General features: G+C 61.4%; 16 protein-coding genes and 1 tRNA gene. 5 read left to right on the top strand and 12 right to left on the bottom strand.

Annotated elements, in window-relative coordinates:
* Nucleotides 1–8: 8 nt before the first annotated feature.
* The 7 genes from HMPREF3009_RS09255 to HMPREF3009_RS09225 all read right to left on the bottom strand — a co-directional run bounded on the left by HMPREF3009_RS09255 (nt 9) and on the right by HMPREF3009_RS09225 (nt 5,722).
* Nucleotides 9–353, bottom strand: a complete 345-nt coding sequence (locus HMPREF3009_RS09255) for a HigA family addiction module antitoxin (RefSeq protein ID WP_230308966.1) — start codon at nt 351–353, stop codon at nt 9–11.
* A 173-nt stretch (nt 354–526) separates the two neighbouring features.
* Nucleotides 527–913 carry a 50S ribosomal protein L7/L12 gene (gene rplL, locus HMPREF3009_RS09250; protein ID WP_046647762.1) on the bottom strand — a complete coding sequence of 129 codons (387 nt, stop codon included), beginning with the start codon at nt 911–913 and terminating at the stop codon, nt 527–529.
* 86 nt (nt 914–999) lie between these two features.
* Nucleotides 1,000–1,521, bottom strand: a complete 522-nt coding sequence (gene rplJ, locus HMPREF3009_RS09245; RefSeq protein WP_010189711.1) for a 50S ribosomal protein L10 — start codon at nt 1,519–1,521, stop codon at nt 1,000–1,002.
* Nucleotides 1,522–1,859: 338 nt separating this feature from the next.
* Nucleotides 1,860–2,654, bottom strand: a complete 795-nt coding sequence (locus HMPREF3009_RS09240) for an ABC transporter ATP-binding protein (protein ID WP_049154831.1) — start codon at nt 2,652–2,654, stop codon at nt 1,860–1,862.
* Nucleotides 2,655–2,660: 6 nt separating this feature from the next.
* A complete protein-coding gene (locus HMPREF3009_RS09235; RefSeq protein WP_070681516.1) occupies nt 2,661–3,713 on the bottom strand; it encodes a FecCD family ABC transporter permease in 1,053 nt (350 codons plus the stop codon).
* Nucleotides 3,710–4,777, bottom strand: a complete 1,068-nt coding sequence (locus tag HMPREF3009_RS09230; protein WP_083312732.1) for a FecCD family ABC transporter permease — start codon at nt 4,775–4,777, stop codon at nt 3,710–3,712. Before HMPREF3009_RS09230 ends, HMPREF3009_RS09235 begins: the two co-directional genes overlap by 4 nt.
* Nucleotides 4,778–5,722, bottom strand: a complete 945-nt coding sequence (locus tag HMPREF3009_RS09225; protein ID WP_070681514.1) for an ABC transporter substrate-binding protein — start codon at nt 5,720–5,722, stop codon at nt 4,778–4,780.
* Nucleotides 5,723–5,847: 125 nt separating this feature from the next.
* Between HMPREF3009_RS09225 and HMPREF3009_RS09220 the strand changes: the two genes are divergently transcribed.
* The 5 genes from HMPREF3009_RS09220 (at nt 5,848) to HMPREF3009_RS09205 (ending at nt 10,973) form a co-directional block, all read left to right on the top strand.
* Nucleotides 5,848–6,642 (top strand): siderophore-interacting protein, encoded by a 795-nt coding sequence (locus tag HMPREF3009_RS09220; RefSeq protein WP_070681510.1) that lies wholly within the window; start codon nt 5,848–5,850, stop codon nt 6,640–6,642.
* Nucleotides 6,643–6,946: 304 nt separating this feature from the next.
* Complete coding sequence (locus HMPREF3009_RS13820) at nt 6,947–7,240, top strand: hypothetical protein (protein WP_232761058.1); 294 nt, start codon at nt 6,947–6,949, stop codon at nt 7,238–7,240.
* Between the two features lie 33 nt (nt 7,241–7,273).
* Nucleotides 7,274–8,290, top strand: a complete 1,017-nt coding sequence (locus HMPREF3009_RS09215; protein ID WP_070681507.1) for a pyridoxal-phosphate dependent enzyme — start codon at nt 7,274–7,276, stop codon at nt 8,288–8,290.
* Nucleotides 8,287–9,588: an FAD/NAD(P)-binding protein gene (locus HMPREF3009_RS09210; protein WP_070681504.1), complete on the top strand. Its 1,302-nt coding sequence runs from the start codon at nt 8,287–8,289 to the stop codon at nt 9,586–9,588. Before HMPREF3009_RS09215 ends, HMPREF3009_RS09210 begins: the two co-directional genes overlap by 4 nt.
* Nucleotides 9,585–10,973 carry a type III PLP-dependent enzyme domain-containing protein gene (locus HMPREF3009_RS09205; RefSeq protein WP_070681500.1) on the top strand — a complete coding sequence of 463 codons (1,389 nt, stop codon included), beginning with the start codon at nt 9,585–9,587 and terminating at the stop codon, nt 10,971–10,973. Before HMPREF3009_RS09210 ends, HMPREF3009_RS09205 begins: the two co-directional genes overlap by 4 nt.
* 103 nt (nt 10,974–11,076) lie before the next feature.
* Here the strand turns inward: HMPREF3009_RS09205 and rplA are convergent, their stop codons facing one another.
* The 5 genes from rplA to HMPREF3009_RS09180 form a co-directional block, all read right to left on the bottom strand.
* Nucleotides 11,077–11,781: a 50S ribosomal protein L1 gene (gene rplA, locus HMPREF3009_RS09200; RefSeq protein WP_070681499.1), complete on the bottom strand. Its 705-nt coding sequence runs from the start codon at nt 11,779–11,781 to the stop codon at nt 11,077–11,079.
* A 97-nt stretch (nt 11,782–11,878) separates the two neighbouring features.
* Entirely contained in the window at nt 11,879–12,322 is a 444-nt protein-coding gene (gene rplK, locus HMPREF3009_RS09195) for a 50S ribosomal protein L11 (protein WP_010189723.1), read from the bottom strand.
* A 165-nt stretch (nt 12,323–12,487) separates the two neighbouring features.
* Nucleotides 12,488–13,402 (bottom strand): transcription termination/antitermination protein NusG, encoded by a 915-nt coding sequence (gene nusG / locus HMPREF3009_RS09190; protein WP_046647768.1) that lies wholly within the window; start codon nt 13,400–13,402, stop codon nt 12,488–12,490.
* Nucleotides 13,403–13,540: 138 nt separating this feature from the next.
* The gene (gene secE / locus HMPREF3009_RS09185) at nt 13,541–13,867 is read right to left on the bottom strand and encodes a preprotein translocase subunit SecE (RefSeq protein WP_046647902.1); all 327 of its coding nucleotides are present in this window, start codon (nt 13,865–13,867) and stop codon (nt 13,541–13,543) included.
* Between the two features lie 25 nt (nt 13,868–13,892).
* Nucleotides 13,893–13,968, bottom strand: a tRNA-Trp gene (locus tag HMPREF3009_RS09180).
* Between the last annotated feature and the right edge of the window lies 1 nt (nt 13,969).

Below are 13,969 nucleotides of genomic sequence, written 5' to 3'. Positions count from 1 at the left end.
AACTGTTTCTACGAGTGCGAGTCGGCTTCTTCTTTGTGATTCCACGGAACGATGGCGCTGACATCCGTGATCTGGCGAGCTTTCCACAGATCGTATTCCTCTTGGAGTCCGAGCCAGAACTCCGCGGAGTTCCCAAAGTAGGCCGACAAACGCAAAGCCATATCGGCACTGATACCGAGCGTACCGCGGGTAATTTTGGAGACTTGAGAGCGGGTAGTGCCAATGTCGTTGGCCAGGCGATACTGGGTAATACCACAGGGTTTGAGGAATTCTAGGAGAAGGATTTCTCCAGGATGCGGAACAGGAACAACATCAACATGAGTATGCGCGTCAGTGGTAGTCGATAAAGTCAACGTCAACAGCTCCTTCGGGTGTCCACTTGAATATGATGCGCCACTGCGAGTGCATAATTCAAGGCCGTCGGACCTTACAAAACGGGAACAACCCCGCACCGCGCAAAAAGCGGAACGGGGTTGCTGGAGCGCAGCGAATGTGCCGCGCAGGAAAGCTGAGTAATTCAGGTGAATTACTTGAGCTCGACGGAAGCGCCAGCCTCTTCGAGCTTAGCCTTAGCAGCGTCAGCGTCGTCCTTGGAAGCACCCTCGAGGATAGCCTTCGGAGCACCCTCAACGAGCTCCTTAGCTTCCTTCAGGCCCAGGCCGGAGACGATCTCGCGGACAGCCTTAATAACGCCGATCTTCTTAGCGCCAGCGTCGGTCAGAACGACGTCGAACTCGGTCTTCTCTTCCTCAGCGGCACCGCCGGCAGCCGGGGCACCAGCAGCAACAGCAGCAACCGGAGCAGCGGCCTCAACGTCGAAGACCTCCTCGAATTCCTTAACGAACTCGGAGAGCTCGATGAGGGTCATTTCCTTGAAAGCTTCAATGAGCTCGTCCTTGGTGAGCTTAGCCATGATTGGCATCCTTTCTCATTGTTCCTGGCCGCGCTAGGCAGCCAGATAAGTGTGTGTGTTTAAGTTGTGCGCCTTTAGTTGGCGTCTTAAGCTTCCGCAGCCTTCTTGTCCTGCAGGGCCGCAGCGGTGCGGACCATCTTGGTTGCAGGAGCGTTGAATACGGCGGCAGCCTTTGCCATAGAACCCTTCATGGCGCCAGCCAGCTTTGCGAGGGTGGTCTCGCGGTTGTCCAGCTTGGCGATGGCCTCAACCTGGTCGGCAGACAGAGCGTTGCCGTCCATGTAGCCACCCTTGATAACGAGTGCCTTGTTGTCATCAGCGAACTTGGTGATGACCTTCGCAGCATCCACTGCCTCGCCCTTGATGAACGCAATAGCGGTCGGGCCAGTCAGGTGCTCGTCAAGACCCTCGATGCCAGCTTCGTTGGCAGCGATCTTGAAAAGGGTGTTCTTGGCGACGGAGTACTCAACGTCAAAGCCGAGGTTGTTACGCAGCTCCTGGAGCTGACCCACGGTCAGGCCACGGTACTCGGTAAGCACGATGGAGTTTGCACCCTCGAGCTTCTCCTTCAGTGCCGCCAGGTCTGCGGTGTTCTTCGGGTTTGCCATTTTCTACTTCGCCTCCTTTCGAAACATCTCTTGTGTTTTCCGCCGGGGCCTTCCCCACTCCGCTTGCCCGATGGACAACCGAAATAACAAAAGCCCCGTGCAAGAGCACAGGGCGCGCGCGGAATTCCGCGCTTATTCGCAAAGTGTCTCCTGCGTGGGCCGCCCTCTAGGATGAGGAACCTTCGATCCGGATATCCGGATGACCGACGGTCTTCGGTGAACTTTGACTCGGCCTCAGCGGGCCGTTCAAACTTCGCGAGGTACTTTACAACCCGACCTGCCATAACTCCAAATCGCTCCGCTGAGAGCTTTCGACGCGGGTTCCTGTATGAACGTTGTCAGTCGCTGAGCACTCCGCGCGGAACGATGACGGGGGCGTCGCTTCGCGGGTCATCCCAGATCTCGACGTCGATGCCATAGGCAGCCGCCAGCACTTCTTTCTTCAACGCCTGTTGAGGAGTTCCCTGCGCGATGACCTCGCCGTTGTTCATGACCACCATGGTGTCGGAGTACTGGCCGGCCAGCATGAGATCGTGCAACACGACGACGACCGTTTTCCCGGCATCGGCCTGTTTGCGCACGAGCTCTAAAACGCTGATGGCATGGGCTGGATCGAGGAAGGTTGTGGGTTCGTCGAGTAGCAGCACCGGCGTGTCCTGCGCCAAGGCCAGCGCTAGCCAGACCCGCTGGCGCTGGCCGCCCGAGAGCGCCGCGATGTCACGGTCGATGAAGTCAGTAATACCAGTCTCCACGCAGGCCTGTGCGATGATGTCGCGGTCCTTCGCGGACAGGCCCCGACTACGGCCCAGGTGCGGGTAGCGCCCGCGCGCGACGAGCTCGCCCACCCGCAGCCCATCCGGTGCCATCGGCTGCTGCGGAAGAAGCGCCACGTGGGCAGCTGCTTCTTTCGGGCTCATAGCGTGCACGTCCAGCTCGCCGATGCGCACGCTCCCCTGCCGCGGGCGAAGAACCTTAGACAAGGTCTTCAGCAACGTGGACTTGCCGCAACCATTCGGTCCAATGAGCGTGGTGACCTCCCCCGGGCGGGCCACCAAGTCAACACTCGACAGGATGTCTTCCCCATCCTTATAGCCAGCATGAATACCAGTGGCCGTAATTTCTCTGTCTTTCACTCGCTTTTATCCTCTCCGCCGTGCGGCATTCCACACCAAGATGACCAGGGCGCACCCTCCGATGATGGAGGAGACTGCACCCACCGGAGCGTCCATCGGCAACGCTCCAGCAATGACAGCGCACGCGCTCAACAAGGCAGCGCCTGCAGCACAGGAGACCAGTGGCACAGGCGTGGGCGTCCGGGCAACAATGCGCCCCACATGCGGGGCCAGAAGCGCGATGAAACCAATGGGACCGGCCACGGATACGGTCACCGCGCAGATGCCCGTAGCTGCCACCAGCAGCAGCGCCCGTGTTCGCGTGATGTTGACCCCGAGGGAAAGGGCCGAGAGATCATCATGCGCAAGGAGCGGCAGCTCCCGAGCACACCACAGGCCAAGCACCACAAAAGGAGTCAACCCCACGAGCAAAGGAAGAATGCCCTCCATCCGCACGAAACCCGTGGTGCCCGCCAGCCACAGCTGCGATTGCGCCGCGCGGAGGAGCTCAGCTGCGCGCAAGAGATACGCCACCAGCGCTTGAAACAGCAGGGAGAGCGCGATTCCGACGATGACGATGCGGTTGCTCGTGCCGATTCCCCCAAGTGCCACCAGCAGGATGGCCGCTAGCACCGCACCCAACAGCGCGAGTCCGGCCCGCCACCAGAACATGGAGAGCCCGTCGGCAAGCAGCGGCCGGGAGACTACCGTTCCGAGGACCACCATGACGGACGCGCCACCAGTCACGCCAAGAATGTCGGGCGAGGCCAGCGGATTGCGCGACATTGATTGCGTCCACGACCCCGCCAGTCCGAGCGCGGCACCCACGATGAGGGTCGCTAGCGCTACCGGCATGCGCAGATCCCAGACAACACGGATTTCGCTTCGGCTTCCGCCGCCGTTGAGGATCTCCAGGACCCGCCCCGGGCTCAAGTCCACGGGTCCTTGACCCAGCAGGAGGACATAGGAGCTTGCTGCGACCAGAACAAAGAAGCAGGTCGCTGCCCATATCCATGTCCGGCGCTGCCGCTCTTGGGAACGCAGATGCTTGGCGACGTCCCCCTTCACCCGCCCATTCATAGCTTGTGCTCCCCACGGTGTACGGCCCAAATGAGAAATGGTGCGCCAACAAAGGCCAAGACGATGGACATCTCCAGCTCAGAGGGGCCCGCGATGAGGCGGCCCAGAATATCTGCAGCGAGTACGGAGCAACCACCGAGCAATGCGGCAGGAGCAATCATCGCGGTAACTTCTGGCCCCGTGAACCGACGCAGCAGATGGGGGATGGCGAATCCGACAAAGGCAATGGGCCCCGTCGCCGCGGTAGCGCATCCCGCTAGGACAACGATGCTCAAGGCAGCACCGCGCCGCGCCAGCGTGGGAGAACCACCTAGAGCAACCGAGGATTCCTCCCCCATTGCCAGAAGATCGAGCGGGCGCGCGACACGTGCGGCGATGATAAACCCGATGAACAATCCGGCACCCCCGATGGCGACGTCTTCTGGGCCGCGCCCAAACGTGGAGCCAATGGTCCACCGGCGCATGCTGTCGAGGACATCCGTGGAGTACAGGCCGATCAACATGGCGCTAGAGCTCAAGGCAGCAGCAACACCTGCGCCGACCAAGACCAGCGTCAGGGGATCCTGAAACCTGCGGGACACACCCAGCACTAATGCTGTGGCCAGGCCGGCGCCTACGAGGGCGAGCGCTGTCCGCATCCCGGTTGAGGTGGCGACACCTAGCGCCGTCCCGAGGGCAACCAGGAACGAAGCTCCCGCGGTGATACCGATGAAGCCCGGATCCGCCAAGGGGTTTCTAGTCCAGGACTGGGCGATTACACCCGATACCGCGATTGCTGCTCCCGCGAAGTAGGCCACGAACGTGCGGGGAATACGCAAATCCCACACGACGTTCTCGATATCTGCTTCGCCTCCGCGGAGGAGCGCAGACAACAGATCCGGCAACGGAATAGCCCTCGAGCCCACCGCCAATGAGCACAGCAAAAGGAGGAGGGTCGACACAACTAGGGCCGTGGTCAGCCGCGCGCGGCTTCTCCCCCGCGAGTCCAGCGTGGCTGCCTTGTCGCCGTGGTGTGCGCCCGCAGCACCGTGGATAGCCTCAGCCTTCCTCGGTAGTGCGAGCACTTAGAGCTTCTCTTCGAACTTGTTGACGGCCCACGGGATCGTCAGCGGATTTGGCATGCTCATCGCATTGCCGGTGTCCGTGTCCAGGTAGCGAACACGGCCATCCTTGACCACGTCGAGGCCCTGGAATGTGGAGTCCTTCTTGAGTTCATCGGCCGCGCCGTTGTAATCCAAGACGAACAGGTAGTCCACGTTGTTGAGCTGGGAGTAGTTTTCCGGTGCGTAGTCCACGAAGAAGCTGGAGCCATCACCCTGCAATTCCTGCGGAATGTCAAAGCCGAGGGATTCGATGAACTGGCCGCGGCCGTCCTCTGCTGTGTAGAGGCCCAGCTTCCCTTCATAGGGCATAACGATGGCTGCGCGCTTGCCCTGCAGCTCCGGGGGGGAGTCCTTGAACTGCGCGAAGGCGTCCTCCGCTTGGTCAATGAGCTTCTCCCCCTCCTCTTCCTTATCCACGGCAGAGGCGATGGTCTTAACTTGCTCCTCCCAGGGAATCTGCCAGTCTTCGAAACCTTCGGGCTTCACGGTCAGCGGGGCGATATCCTCGAGGGATTTCTTCGCCTCCTGATCCACAGCTTGGTTCACGGCGATGATCTGCGTGGGGTCCGAGGCAGTGACCTGCTCAAGAACCTCTGCCGTGAAACCGGAAGCGGTGTTATAAATCACCTCGGGCTGGGCGTCACCCAAAAGTTCCTTCGCCCATGGGCCAACGCCGGAGCCATCACCGTCGCCTTGCGAACCCCACGGCGCCACGGCAACCGGAGTGATTCCGAGGGCCAGCACGGTATCGGCATCACCGAGGCCCAGGCTGGCAACGCGCACCTCCTCAGCACTGCCCGCACCCGCGCTGTCCTCGCCACTTCCGCGCGAGCACCCCGCTAAAGCAATCGCTGCCGCTGAGACAATAGCGAGCACAGTTTTTGCGCGCCGGTTGATAGCAACCATGGAATAAACCTTTCCTTCACAGGGAAGCGGCACACACATTAACGCTCCCCCTAACTTATTTGAGGTTAGCCTAACCTGTTCTTTATAATGGTGACAAATTTTCCTCCCACCTAGGAACGCTTCCCTTGACGCATCACCGCTTATTGCCCGTCCCCCTCCCCGGGAACCCCCGCCTCAAGCCGCGGCTGCACCGTTTAACTTTTCACTCGCCGGCTTTTAGTGGCTACCCCTTAGCCGGGCCTGAGGAGTATTTTGGGCTCCTCATGCCCCAAGACGGGCAGGATTTTTCGCCCTTCCCGGTCGACGATGCCAATGTTCGCGCCGCCGTCACTGGATTGCCTGCCGGCATTCGCCCAGCATTGCGCTGGTACACAATTCGCCGGCTCAACCAGGAAGCGTGCACCATCGATGTCGACGTGGTAACTCATGGTGATAACGGCCCAGGCTCACGCTGGATCCTCAACGCCCAACCCGGGGATACCGCCGGAATATATACCGGCCAAGCACTGTGGCAGGCCCCTAGGAAGTCACAACTGTTGCTCGCGGATGCCGCTGCTCTACCGGCGCTGTGGCACATCCTCGAGCACTACGAAGCCTTCTCACCGGAAACCTTGGGTGCAGTCGACGTCGTTGCCATGATCACAGACGACGCTGAAGTTGAAGACGGCTTGGAGGAGACGTGGCGCGGCAAGGTCCGCTCACTCACCATGGTCCTAGCTCCACACGACGAACACTGCACACGCGCCAGACAACTTCTCGGCTCCCGCTTCACCCCCGATACCGCACCAGATTCGGTATGGGTTTCCGGTGAAGGGGATCTCGCAAAAGCTGTGCGCTCATTAGCCGTGCATGACTGGGGCGTTCCGCGCGAAGACGTCATCTGGTCCGTGTACTGGATGAAAGGGAGGCCGCGGCCTTAGAGCAGTCTTCACCTCTAGAGCCTGCTGCCTGGGGCACAGGGACCAAAGCAATGACACCTTATGCAAAGGGCCGCATGCATTCACCTGGGCTTATCTCGATTCAGCGCTGCATATGGTGTCTTTAGTCTGGTCCCCCTTCCCCTCCTCCAGTCACGTGCCTCAGGTGCGCTGGGGGCTAAAGCCAGCTGGGGCTAAAGTCTCCGCACACAGTACAACGCGGGTCCCCGTGAAATCTGGGACCCGCGTTGTAAGGGGTCTTGACTATCAGGCGGTTTCTCACGCCGCCCGCCCTGCAAGACTCAGGGTGTTCTCTCTATCTCTCATGCGCCTCTCTCAAACGCACGAGATTATTATGCGGCACGTTCCTTGTAATCCCATACCACCAACCTGCCAATTGCCTGTTAGTGAGAAAAGTGCCGTTACCCTGCACAAATCCAACACTGGAAAAGGGAAAGACCCCGAAACGCAGGCCAAGCGCTTTGTTCCTGACGGCGACTATGTGCGCCGCTGGGCACCCGCCTTGTCCGCGCCGCCAATTATGGCTCTCAAGGAATCGCACCAAACTGCCCTCGATGCCTATACGGAGATCAAAGACTAAGCCGGCAACAAAAGCCGCAGGCAGAGGTCTACCATGGGGCTAATGATGAGCCCGCGGATTCATACTCAAGCCCAACCACCTATTGGCCATACCCCGCTGATGCGCGTGGACGCCATTAATCCCCGTACCGATGTGCACCTCTACCTCAAGCTAGAGCAATTCAACCTGGGTGGATCCGCCAAGGACCGCACCGCACGCGCGCTCATCCAAGCCGCGCTTGACGCCGGCGACATAGGCCCCGGATCCACCCTGGTGGAGTCTTCCTCGGGCAACCTTGGCATGGCACTGGCCCGCCAGGCCCCACTTGCGGGTATGAAATTCCACTGCGTGGTCGATCCGCGCGTCAATTCCTCCACCGTGGCCACGATGCGGGCCTACGGCGCCCACGTAGAATTGCTGGATCACCCGGACCCGGAAACCGGCGATTGGCTCACCGCTCGCCGCACCCGCGTGGCCGAGCTTCTAGAAGAGATCCCCGATTCTTTCAACCTCAACCAGTACTCCAACGAGGCCGCCTTTTACGCCCACGCCGAAGGCACAATGACGGAAATCGTGTACCAGCTCGGACAGACGCCCACCCACTTGCTCGTCGCTATGAGCACCACCGGCACTCTCGGCGGCTGCGTGCGCAAGCTCACTGAGCTTGGCGCTGATACGGAGACCATCGGTGTCGATGCCGAAGGCTCCGTGCTGTTTGGGGGCCAGCGCGGTACCCGCATGCTGCCGGGCTATGGTGCTGGCATTGTCACCGATCTATCCACCAAATTCTCGCCGTCCTCAGTAGAGCGTGTGCCTGATCTGGATGCCATTGTGGCAGCCCGTCGCCTCGCCCAGGCCGAAGGCCTTCTGCCTGGGGCCTCCGGCGGCGCGGTCATCGCGGCATTCCAGCGTCTCGTGCCTACCCTTCCGGCCGGTGCGGAGGTCGTGGCCGTACTCCACGACGGTGGCCAGCCTTACCTCGATACCATCTACAACGATTCCTGGGTCTGCGAGCACTTCGATATCTCTCCTCTCGAGCTCGCCGCGCGCGTCGAAGGAGATTCAGAGTGAGCCCGCAGGAACCTTCCCGCCGCATCGCCATCATCGGCGGCGGCCCACGCGGGCTGTGGGCCGTAGAAGAGCTCATCGAGCGTGCCCGCATCCCCGTGGATATCACCGTCTTTGATCCCTACCCCGCCGGCGCCGGCGCGGTGTATCGCCCGCAGCAGCCGCCGCAATGGCGCCTTAACGTCAATTGCGCCATCGTCACCACCGCACACGATAGCTTCAACGCTTGGCGTACCCGCCGCGGGGAATCCACCACCGATGCCTTCCCGCCGCGCGCGCAGGTAGGGCAATTCCTGGCCGATACGTGGGCTGCTGCCCTGCACCGCGCCCCGCAGCACGTACGCATTCGACACCTACCCCAGCGTGTGCGTTCGGTGTCTGCCGCTGACGACGGGTTCATCGTCGATGGCTCGCCCTTCGACGAAGTCCTCGTCTGCACCGGCCACGATCACCTCCACCCCGGTGCCTTAGTCCACGAGCCTTCCCGCGTTCCGATCACCGGACTCTACTTCGGCGCCGATTTGCCCAGTGCCCCGCGACGGATTGGGGTGCGCGGTGCTGCCTTGAGCTTCATCGATGTCTGCCTGCTGTACGGCGATACCGCCGAGGTCATCTTCCCGGTGAGCCGCAGCGGGCGCCTTATGGAGGTCAAACCCGCGCCGGTCACGCCGCAGCCCGAGATCCCGGCTAATGTAAGGCGCGCCTGTGCCGGCGTGCACAATGCCGATGAATTGCGCGACATCCTCCTGGCGGCCGCCGGATCGATGGGTGAGTTTTCCACCAGGGACCTCGCTGCAGTGCTCGACGGCCACGACTTTTCCGGCGATGCCGTCGCGGAGCTGGATGCCTCCCTCCGCGCCGCCGAGGGCACAGGGCCGCTTACCCCGGCTGGGGCTGTAGGCGCGGCGTTTCGGGGACTCTTTCAAGAATGCGTTGAATGGCATAAGACTCATGGCACCATGCCCGGCTTCCGTGAGCTCTCGCGCACCCTCGAGCGCGTGGCCTTTGGCCCACCACCGGTCACCGCGCGGCGCCTGCTCGAGCTCATCCGCACAGGCGGGGTAGATACCCGCTACCTCGCCACCCCGGACCAGATAGACCACTGGCGCGAGCAGGGTGGCATTGATCTGCTTATCGATGCCACCGTAGCTCCCCAAGCTATCCCCACCCCTTTCCACGATGTCCCCGGCGTCGTGGAAATCGGCCGCATGAATGAGCTTGAGCTTCCCGGCCATGACTCGTTGAACCGTTCCGTGCACGATGACATCCCCCGTTGGGCGGAGAAAGTAGGAAACCCATGACCAACCACACCACCCCGTTACCCGTTCATGGCACCGTTGCGCTGCGCGCGCGGTGGGAAGAGTGGATGACGGAATTGGTGGACGACCCACAGCAAGTTTCCCGCCTTACCTCCGAGTATGGCTCGCCCGTTAATGTGCTCAACCCCGCGCCGCTGCGCCGCAACGCCCAAGAGCTCCTCGATGCCGGCGCCTCTCATGGCGTGGACACTCAGGTATTTTTCGCTCGCAAGGCCAATAAAGCCTTGTGCTTCGTCGATGCCGCCCGCGAGGCTGGCCTAGGCGTGGACGTCGCCAGTGAAAATGAGCTGCGCCAAGTGCTTAACCGTGGAGTCGCGCCCGAGCGGATTATCCTCAGCGCGGCTATTAAGACCGACGCGTTGCTGCGCCTAGCTATCGACCGCGGAGTCACCATTTCCTGCGACTCGCGAGCGGAAGCCGAGCGCATCGCTGCCCTTGCCAAGACCCTCAACCAAACCGCGCACGTCGCACCGCGCCTTGCCCCCAACCCGGATAACCTTCCGCCGACGCGCTTCGGTGAGCTCCTTCACGCATGGCAAAGCCATGCCTGGCCCGAAACCATCCACGCTGACGGCGTTCACGTACACCTGCATGGTTATAGCGAATCGGACCGCCGCACCGCACTCGCGGAGGCCATCGCCCTCATCGAGCACCTCCGCTTAGTTGGCCAGCCTGCTTCCTTCATCGATATCGGCGGCGGTGTTCCTATGAGCTACCTCGAATCCCGCGAGCAATGGGAGTATTACCAGCAGCGCATCGCAGCCCAGCGTGCCGGCACGGGTGAGCCTTTTACGTGGAAGTCCGACCCGCTCTCTAATACCTACCCCTTCTGGCAGACGCCTACCCGCGGCCGGTGGTTAGACCAACTCCTTTCTGGTGAGGTGGCCGGGTTTGGCCCCACCGGCCGTGCACTGCGCGAGCGGAATATTTCTCTTCACTTGGAGCCGGGACGCAGCCTGCTCGATGGCTGCGGCATCATCCTCGCCGAGGTCAGCTTCCTCAAAGAGCGCTCCGACGGCCTACCTCTCATCGGCGCCGCCATGAACCGCACCCAGTGCCGTACCGCGGCGGATGATATCTTGCTCGACCCGCTCCTCGTGCCCACTGCCGGAGACCGCGGTGCGGTGGACCGGGAACCGCGCACTGGGTTCGTGGTGGGGGCCTATTGCATCGAAGATGAAGTCATCCTACGCCGCGAGCTCGATTTCCCGGAGGGCATAGCGGTGGGCGATACCCTCGCTATCCCGAACACCGCCGGTTACTTCATGCATATTTTGGAATCTGCCTCTCACCAGATTCCGTTAGCACGCAATGTCTACCTGGACGCAGACAGCCGGGGCTGGGTGCCAGACGATATCGACGCCTAACAATCCCCGCCGCTATCTGCACGGGACTGGCAGCGCATAGGAAAAGGGCTCCGAGGATAAAGCTCGAAGCCCTTTGTCATTTAGCGCGATGCGCTAGACCGATTTACTCGGTGTAGTTCTTCTCCACGGAAGCATCGACCGGGATGCCCGGGCCGGAGGTGGTGGAGATGGTGATCTTCTTAGCGTAGACGCCCTTAGCGGAGGACGGCTTCAGACGAATGATCTCGTCATACAGCGCGCCGTAGTTCTCAGCCAGCTTCTCAGCGTCGAAGGAAGCCTTGCCGATGATGGCGTGCAGGTTGGAAGCCTTGTCAACGCGGAAGGAGATCTTACCGCCCTTGACGTCAGCAACAGCCTTGGTCACGTCGGCGGTCACGGTGCCGGTCTTCGGGTTCGGCATGAGACCACGCGGGCCCAGCACGCGTGCAACGCGGCCAACCTTGGCCATCTGATCCGGGGTGGCGATAGCAACGTCGAAGTCGATGTTGCCCTCGTTGATGGCAGCGATCAGCTCTTCGGTGCCCACGATGTCGGCGCCAGCAGCCTTAGCGGCCTCAGCGTTGTCACCCTCAGCGAAGACGGCCACGCGGACGTCCTTACCGGTGCCGTGCGGGAGGGAGACGGTGCCACGAACCAGCTGGTCAGCCTTACGCGGGTCAACGCCCAGGCGGAAGACAACGTCGACAGTAGCGTCGAAGTTCTTGGAGGAGGTCTCCTTGGCCAGCTTGGCGGCCTCGATCGGACGGTACTGACGGGAGCGGTCTACCAGCTCAGCGGCAGCCTTGTATGCCTTGGACTTGGTGCTCATAAGTGCAATTCCTTTTCTTGGATTGATGTGGTGTTAGCGGGCCGAAGCTGGCCCTGCCACGCGCGACACAGAACGTATCGCGCATTAAATCGAATTTTTACTTAGCCGGGACGCCGTCAACGGTGATGCCCATGGAGCGAGCGGTACCAGCGATGATGCGGGCGCCGTTCTCGATGTCACGAGCGTTGAGGTCCTCGAACTTGGTCTGTGCAATCTCCTTGCACTGATCCCAGGTCACGGAGCCAACCTTGTCGGTGTGCGGAACGCCAGAGCCCTTCTTGATGCCAGCAGCCTTGAGCAGGAGCTTCGCTGCCGGCGGGGTCTTCAGCTTGAAGTCGAAGGAGCGGTCCTCGTAGACGGTGATCTCCACCGGCACGACGTTGCCGCGCTGGGACTCGGTCGCAGCGTTGTAGGCCTTGCAGAACTCCATGATGTTGACGCCGTGGGCACCGAGTGCCGGGCCGACCGGCGGAGCCGGGTTAGCAGCGCCTGCCTCGATCTGGAGCTTGATCAGGCCAGTGACCTTCTTCTTGGGAGCCATCGAATTACCTCTTTCCTGTGGTACCGGAGTGCCGCCACGATGAATAACAGCGCCCCGTCCGGATGCTCACGCATTGTGGGCCACCGGAGGATGAACGTTTCAACATGCGCGAAAGCGCACGGCGTTCAAGTTTAGAACACCGTGCGCCCAGCTCAAAATCGCTTTTTAGGAGATGCGCTCGATCTCCGTCGGGGACAGCTCCACCGGGGTCTCGCGGCCGAAGATGGACACCAGGCCCTGCATCTTGCCGGTCTCCGGGTCGATCTCGGAGATGGTGGCAGACACGGAGGCCAGCGGACCAGACAGGATGGTGACGGCCTCGCCCACCTCGAAGTCGTGCGCGTAGGCCTTGGCGGCCTCCTTCTCCGGCATAGCCACGACCTGCTCGCCTTCGGAATCTGCTGCGGAAGCTTCTGGAGAGACCGTCGGATCGTTCGGCATGAGGAACTTAGCCACGTCGCGGATCTTGACCGGGGTGGCGTTACCTTCGTTGCCCACGAAGGAGGTCACGCCCGGGGTATCGCGAACGACGGACCAGGCAGCGTCGTTAAGCTCCATGCGCACCAGCACGTAGCCCGGCAGCAGCTTGCGCTTAACTACCTTCTTCTTGCCGTCCTTCTTTTCAATGGCCTGTTCGACCGGGACGACAACCTCGAAGATGGAGTCCTCCACCTCAAGGGTCTGAGCACGCATATCGAGGTTGGTCTTTACCTTGTTCTCGTAGCCGGAGTAGCACTGGATGATGTACCACTGGCCAGGCTGCTTCTTCAGCTCGCGGGTAAAGGCGCGCAGGCGGGACTTGTACTCAGCGTCGGCTGCTGCGGCAGCGTCCGCGTCAGCGCTTGCCGACGCCTCCCCTGCACCCTCACCTTCAGCCTCAGCCTCGTCCGAGCCGCCACCGAGAGCGGCTTCGGCGGCCTTGGTGGCAGCTTCCTTCTCGGCGGCTTCCTTCTCCTCTGCGGAGAGTTCCTCCTGCGGCTGCTGGACCTCCTCGGTAGCCTCGACCGCTTCAGCGGCCTGTTCCTGGACGTTATCGATCATGGCCTGCTCAAGGGAAGTGCCAGTGTTTTCTTCGCTCATTGTCTGCTACTCCAAATTGGTATTTATTCTTCTAGTCCCCACCAGGGTACTCGGCCGGACTAGGGCAAAAAGTATCCCGCCGTTTCCCCTAGTCGAGCTAGCGGGAAGGCGGCGGGATGAAAGTATGTAATTAGTTTACTAAGGCGCGAGGATTGCTTCAACTCCGAGACCGGTCAGCGCGTCCACACCCCACACCAGAGCGGTGAGGACGATAAGGAAGGCGAAGGTCACCAGAACGTACTGAACCATTTCCTTGCCGGTCGGCCAGACAACCTTCTTGAGCTCGGAGGCAACCTCACCCGGGAAGGAGCCGACGGATCCGCCGAAGGAATCTTCCTTCTTGTCCTCGACGCGCACAACACGCTTGTCAGTGTAGGAGCCGGTAGAGGTGGTCGCTGCGCCAGAGAGCTGACGCTTGCCGGTTGGGCGCGGAGCCCCGGTGCTCGGCTGCTTTTCATCGCTCACGGCGATTCCCTCCTTGGAAGTGATGTGGCAGGGGCGACAGGACTCGAACCTGCAACCTACGGTTTTGGAGACCGTTGCGCTACCAATTGCGCCACGCCCCTC

The organism is Corynebacterium sp. HMSC034H07 (assembly GCF_001815175.1).
GTDB lineage: Bacteria > Actinomycetota > Actinomycetes > Mycobacteriales > Mycobacteriaceae > Corynebacterium > Corynebacterium hiratae.
Note: the sequence above shows the minus strand (reverse complement) of the source record. Positions and strands in the feature narration are given on the sequence as shown.

Bases quoted from the DNA above. Each gene is read 5' to 3' on its own strand.
- rplK (WP_010189723.1), bottom strand. From the start codon at position 12,322: ATGGCTCCCAAGAAGAAGGTCACTGGCCTGATCAAGCTCCAGATCGAG.
- HMPREF3009_RS09215 (WP_070681507.1), top strand. From the start codon at position 7,274: ATGGGGCTAATGATGAGCCCGCGGATTCATACTCAAGCCCAACCACCT.
- rplA (WP_070681499.1), bottom strand. From the start codon at position 11,781: ATGAGCACCAAGTCCAAGGCATACAAGGCTGCCGCTGAGCTGGTAGAC.
- HMPREF3009_RS09235 (WP_070681516.1), bottom strand. From the start codon at position 3,713: ATGAATGGGCGGGTGAAGGGGGACGTCGCCAAGCATCTGCGTTCCCAA.
- rplL (WP_046647762.1), bottom strand. From the start codon at position 913: ATGGCTAAGCTCACCAAGGACGAGCTCATTGAAGCTTTCAAGGAAATG.
- rplJ (WP_010189711.1), bottom strand. From the start codon at position 1,521: ATGGCAAACCCGAAGAACACCGCAGACCTGGCGGCACTGAAGGAGAAG.
- HMPREF3009_RS09205 (WP_070681500.1), top strand. From the start codon at position 9,585: ATGACCAACCACACCACCCCGTTACCCGTTCATGGCACCGTTGCGCTG.
- nusG (WP_046647768.1), bottom strand. From the start codon at position 13,402: ATGAGCGAAGAAAACACTGGCACTTCCCTTGAGCAGGCCATGATCGAT.
- HMPREF3009_RS09225 (WP_070681514.1), bottom strand. From the start codon at position 5,722: ATGGTTGCTATCAACCGGCGCGCAAAAACTGTGCTCGCTATTGTCTCA.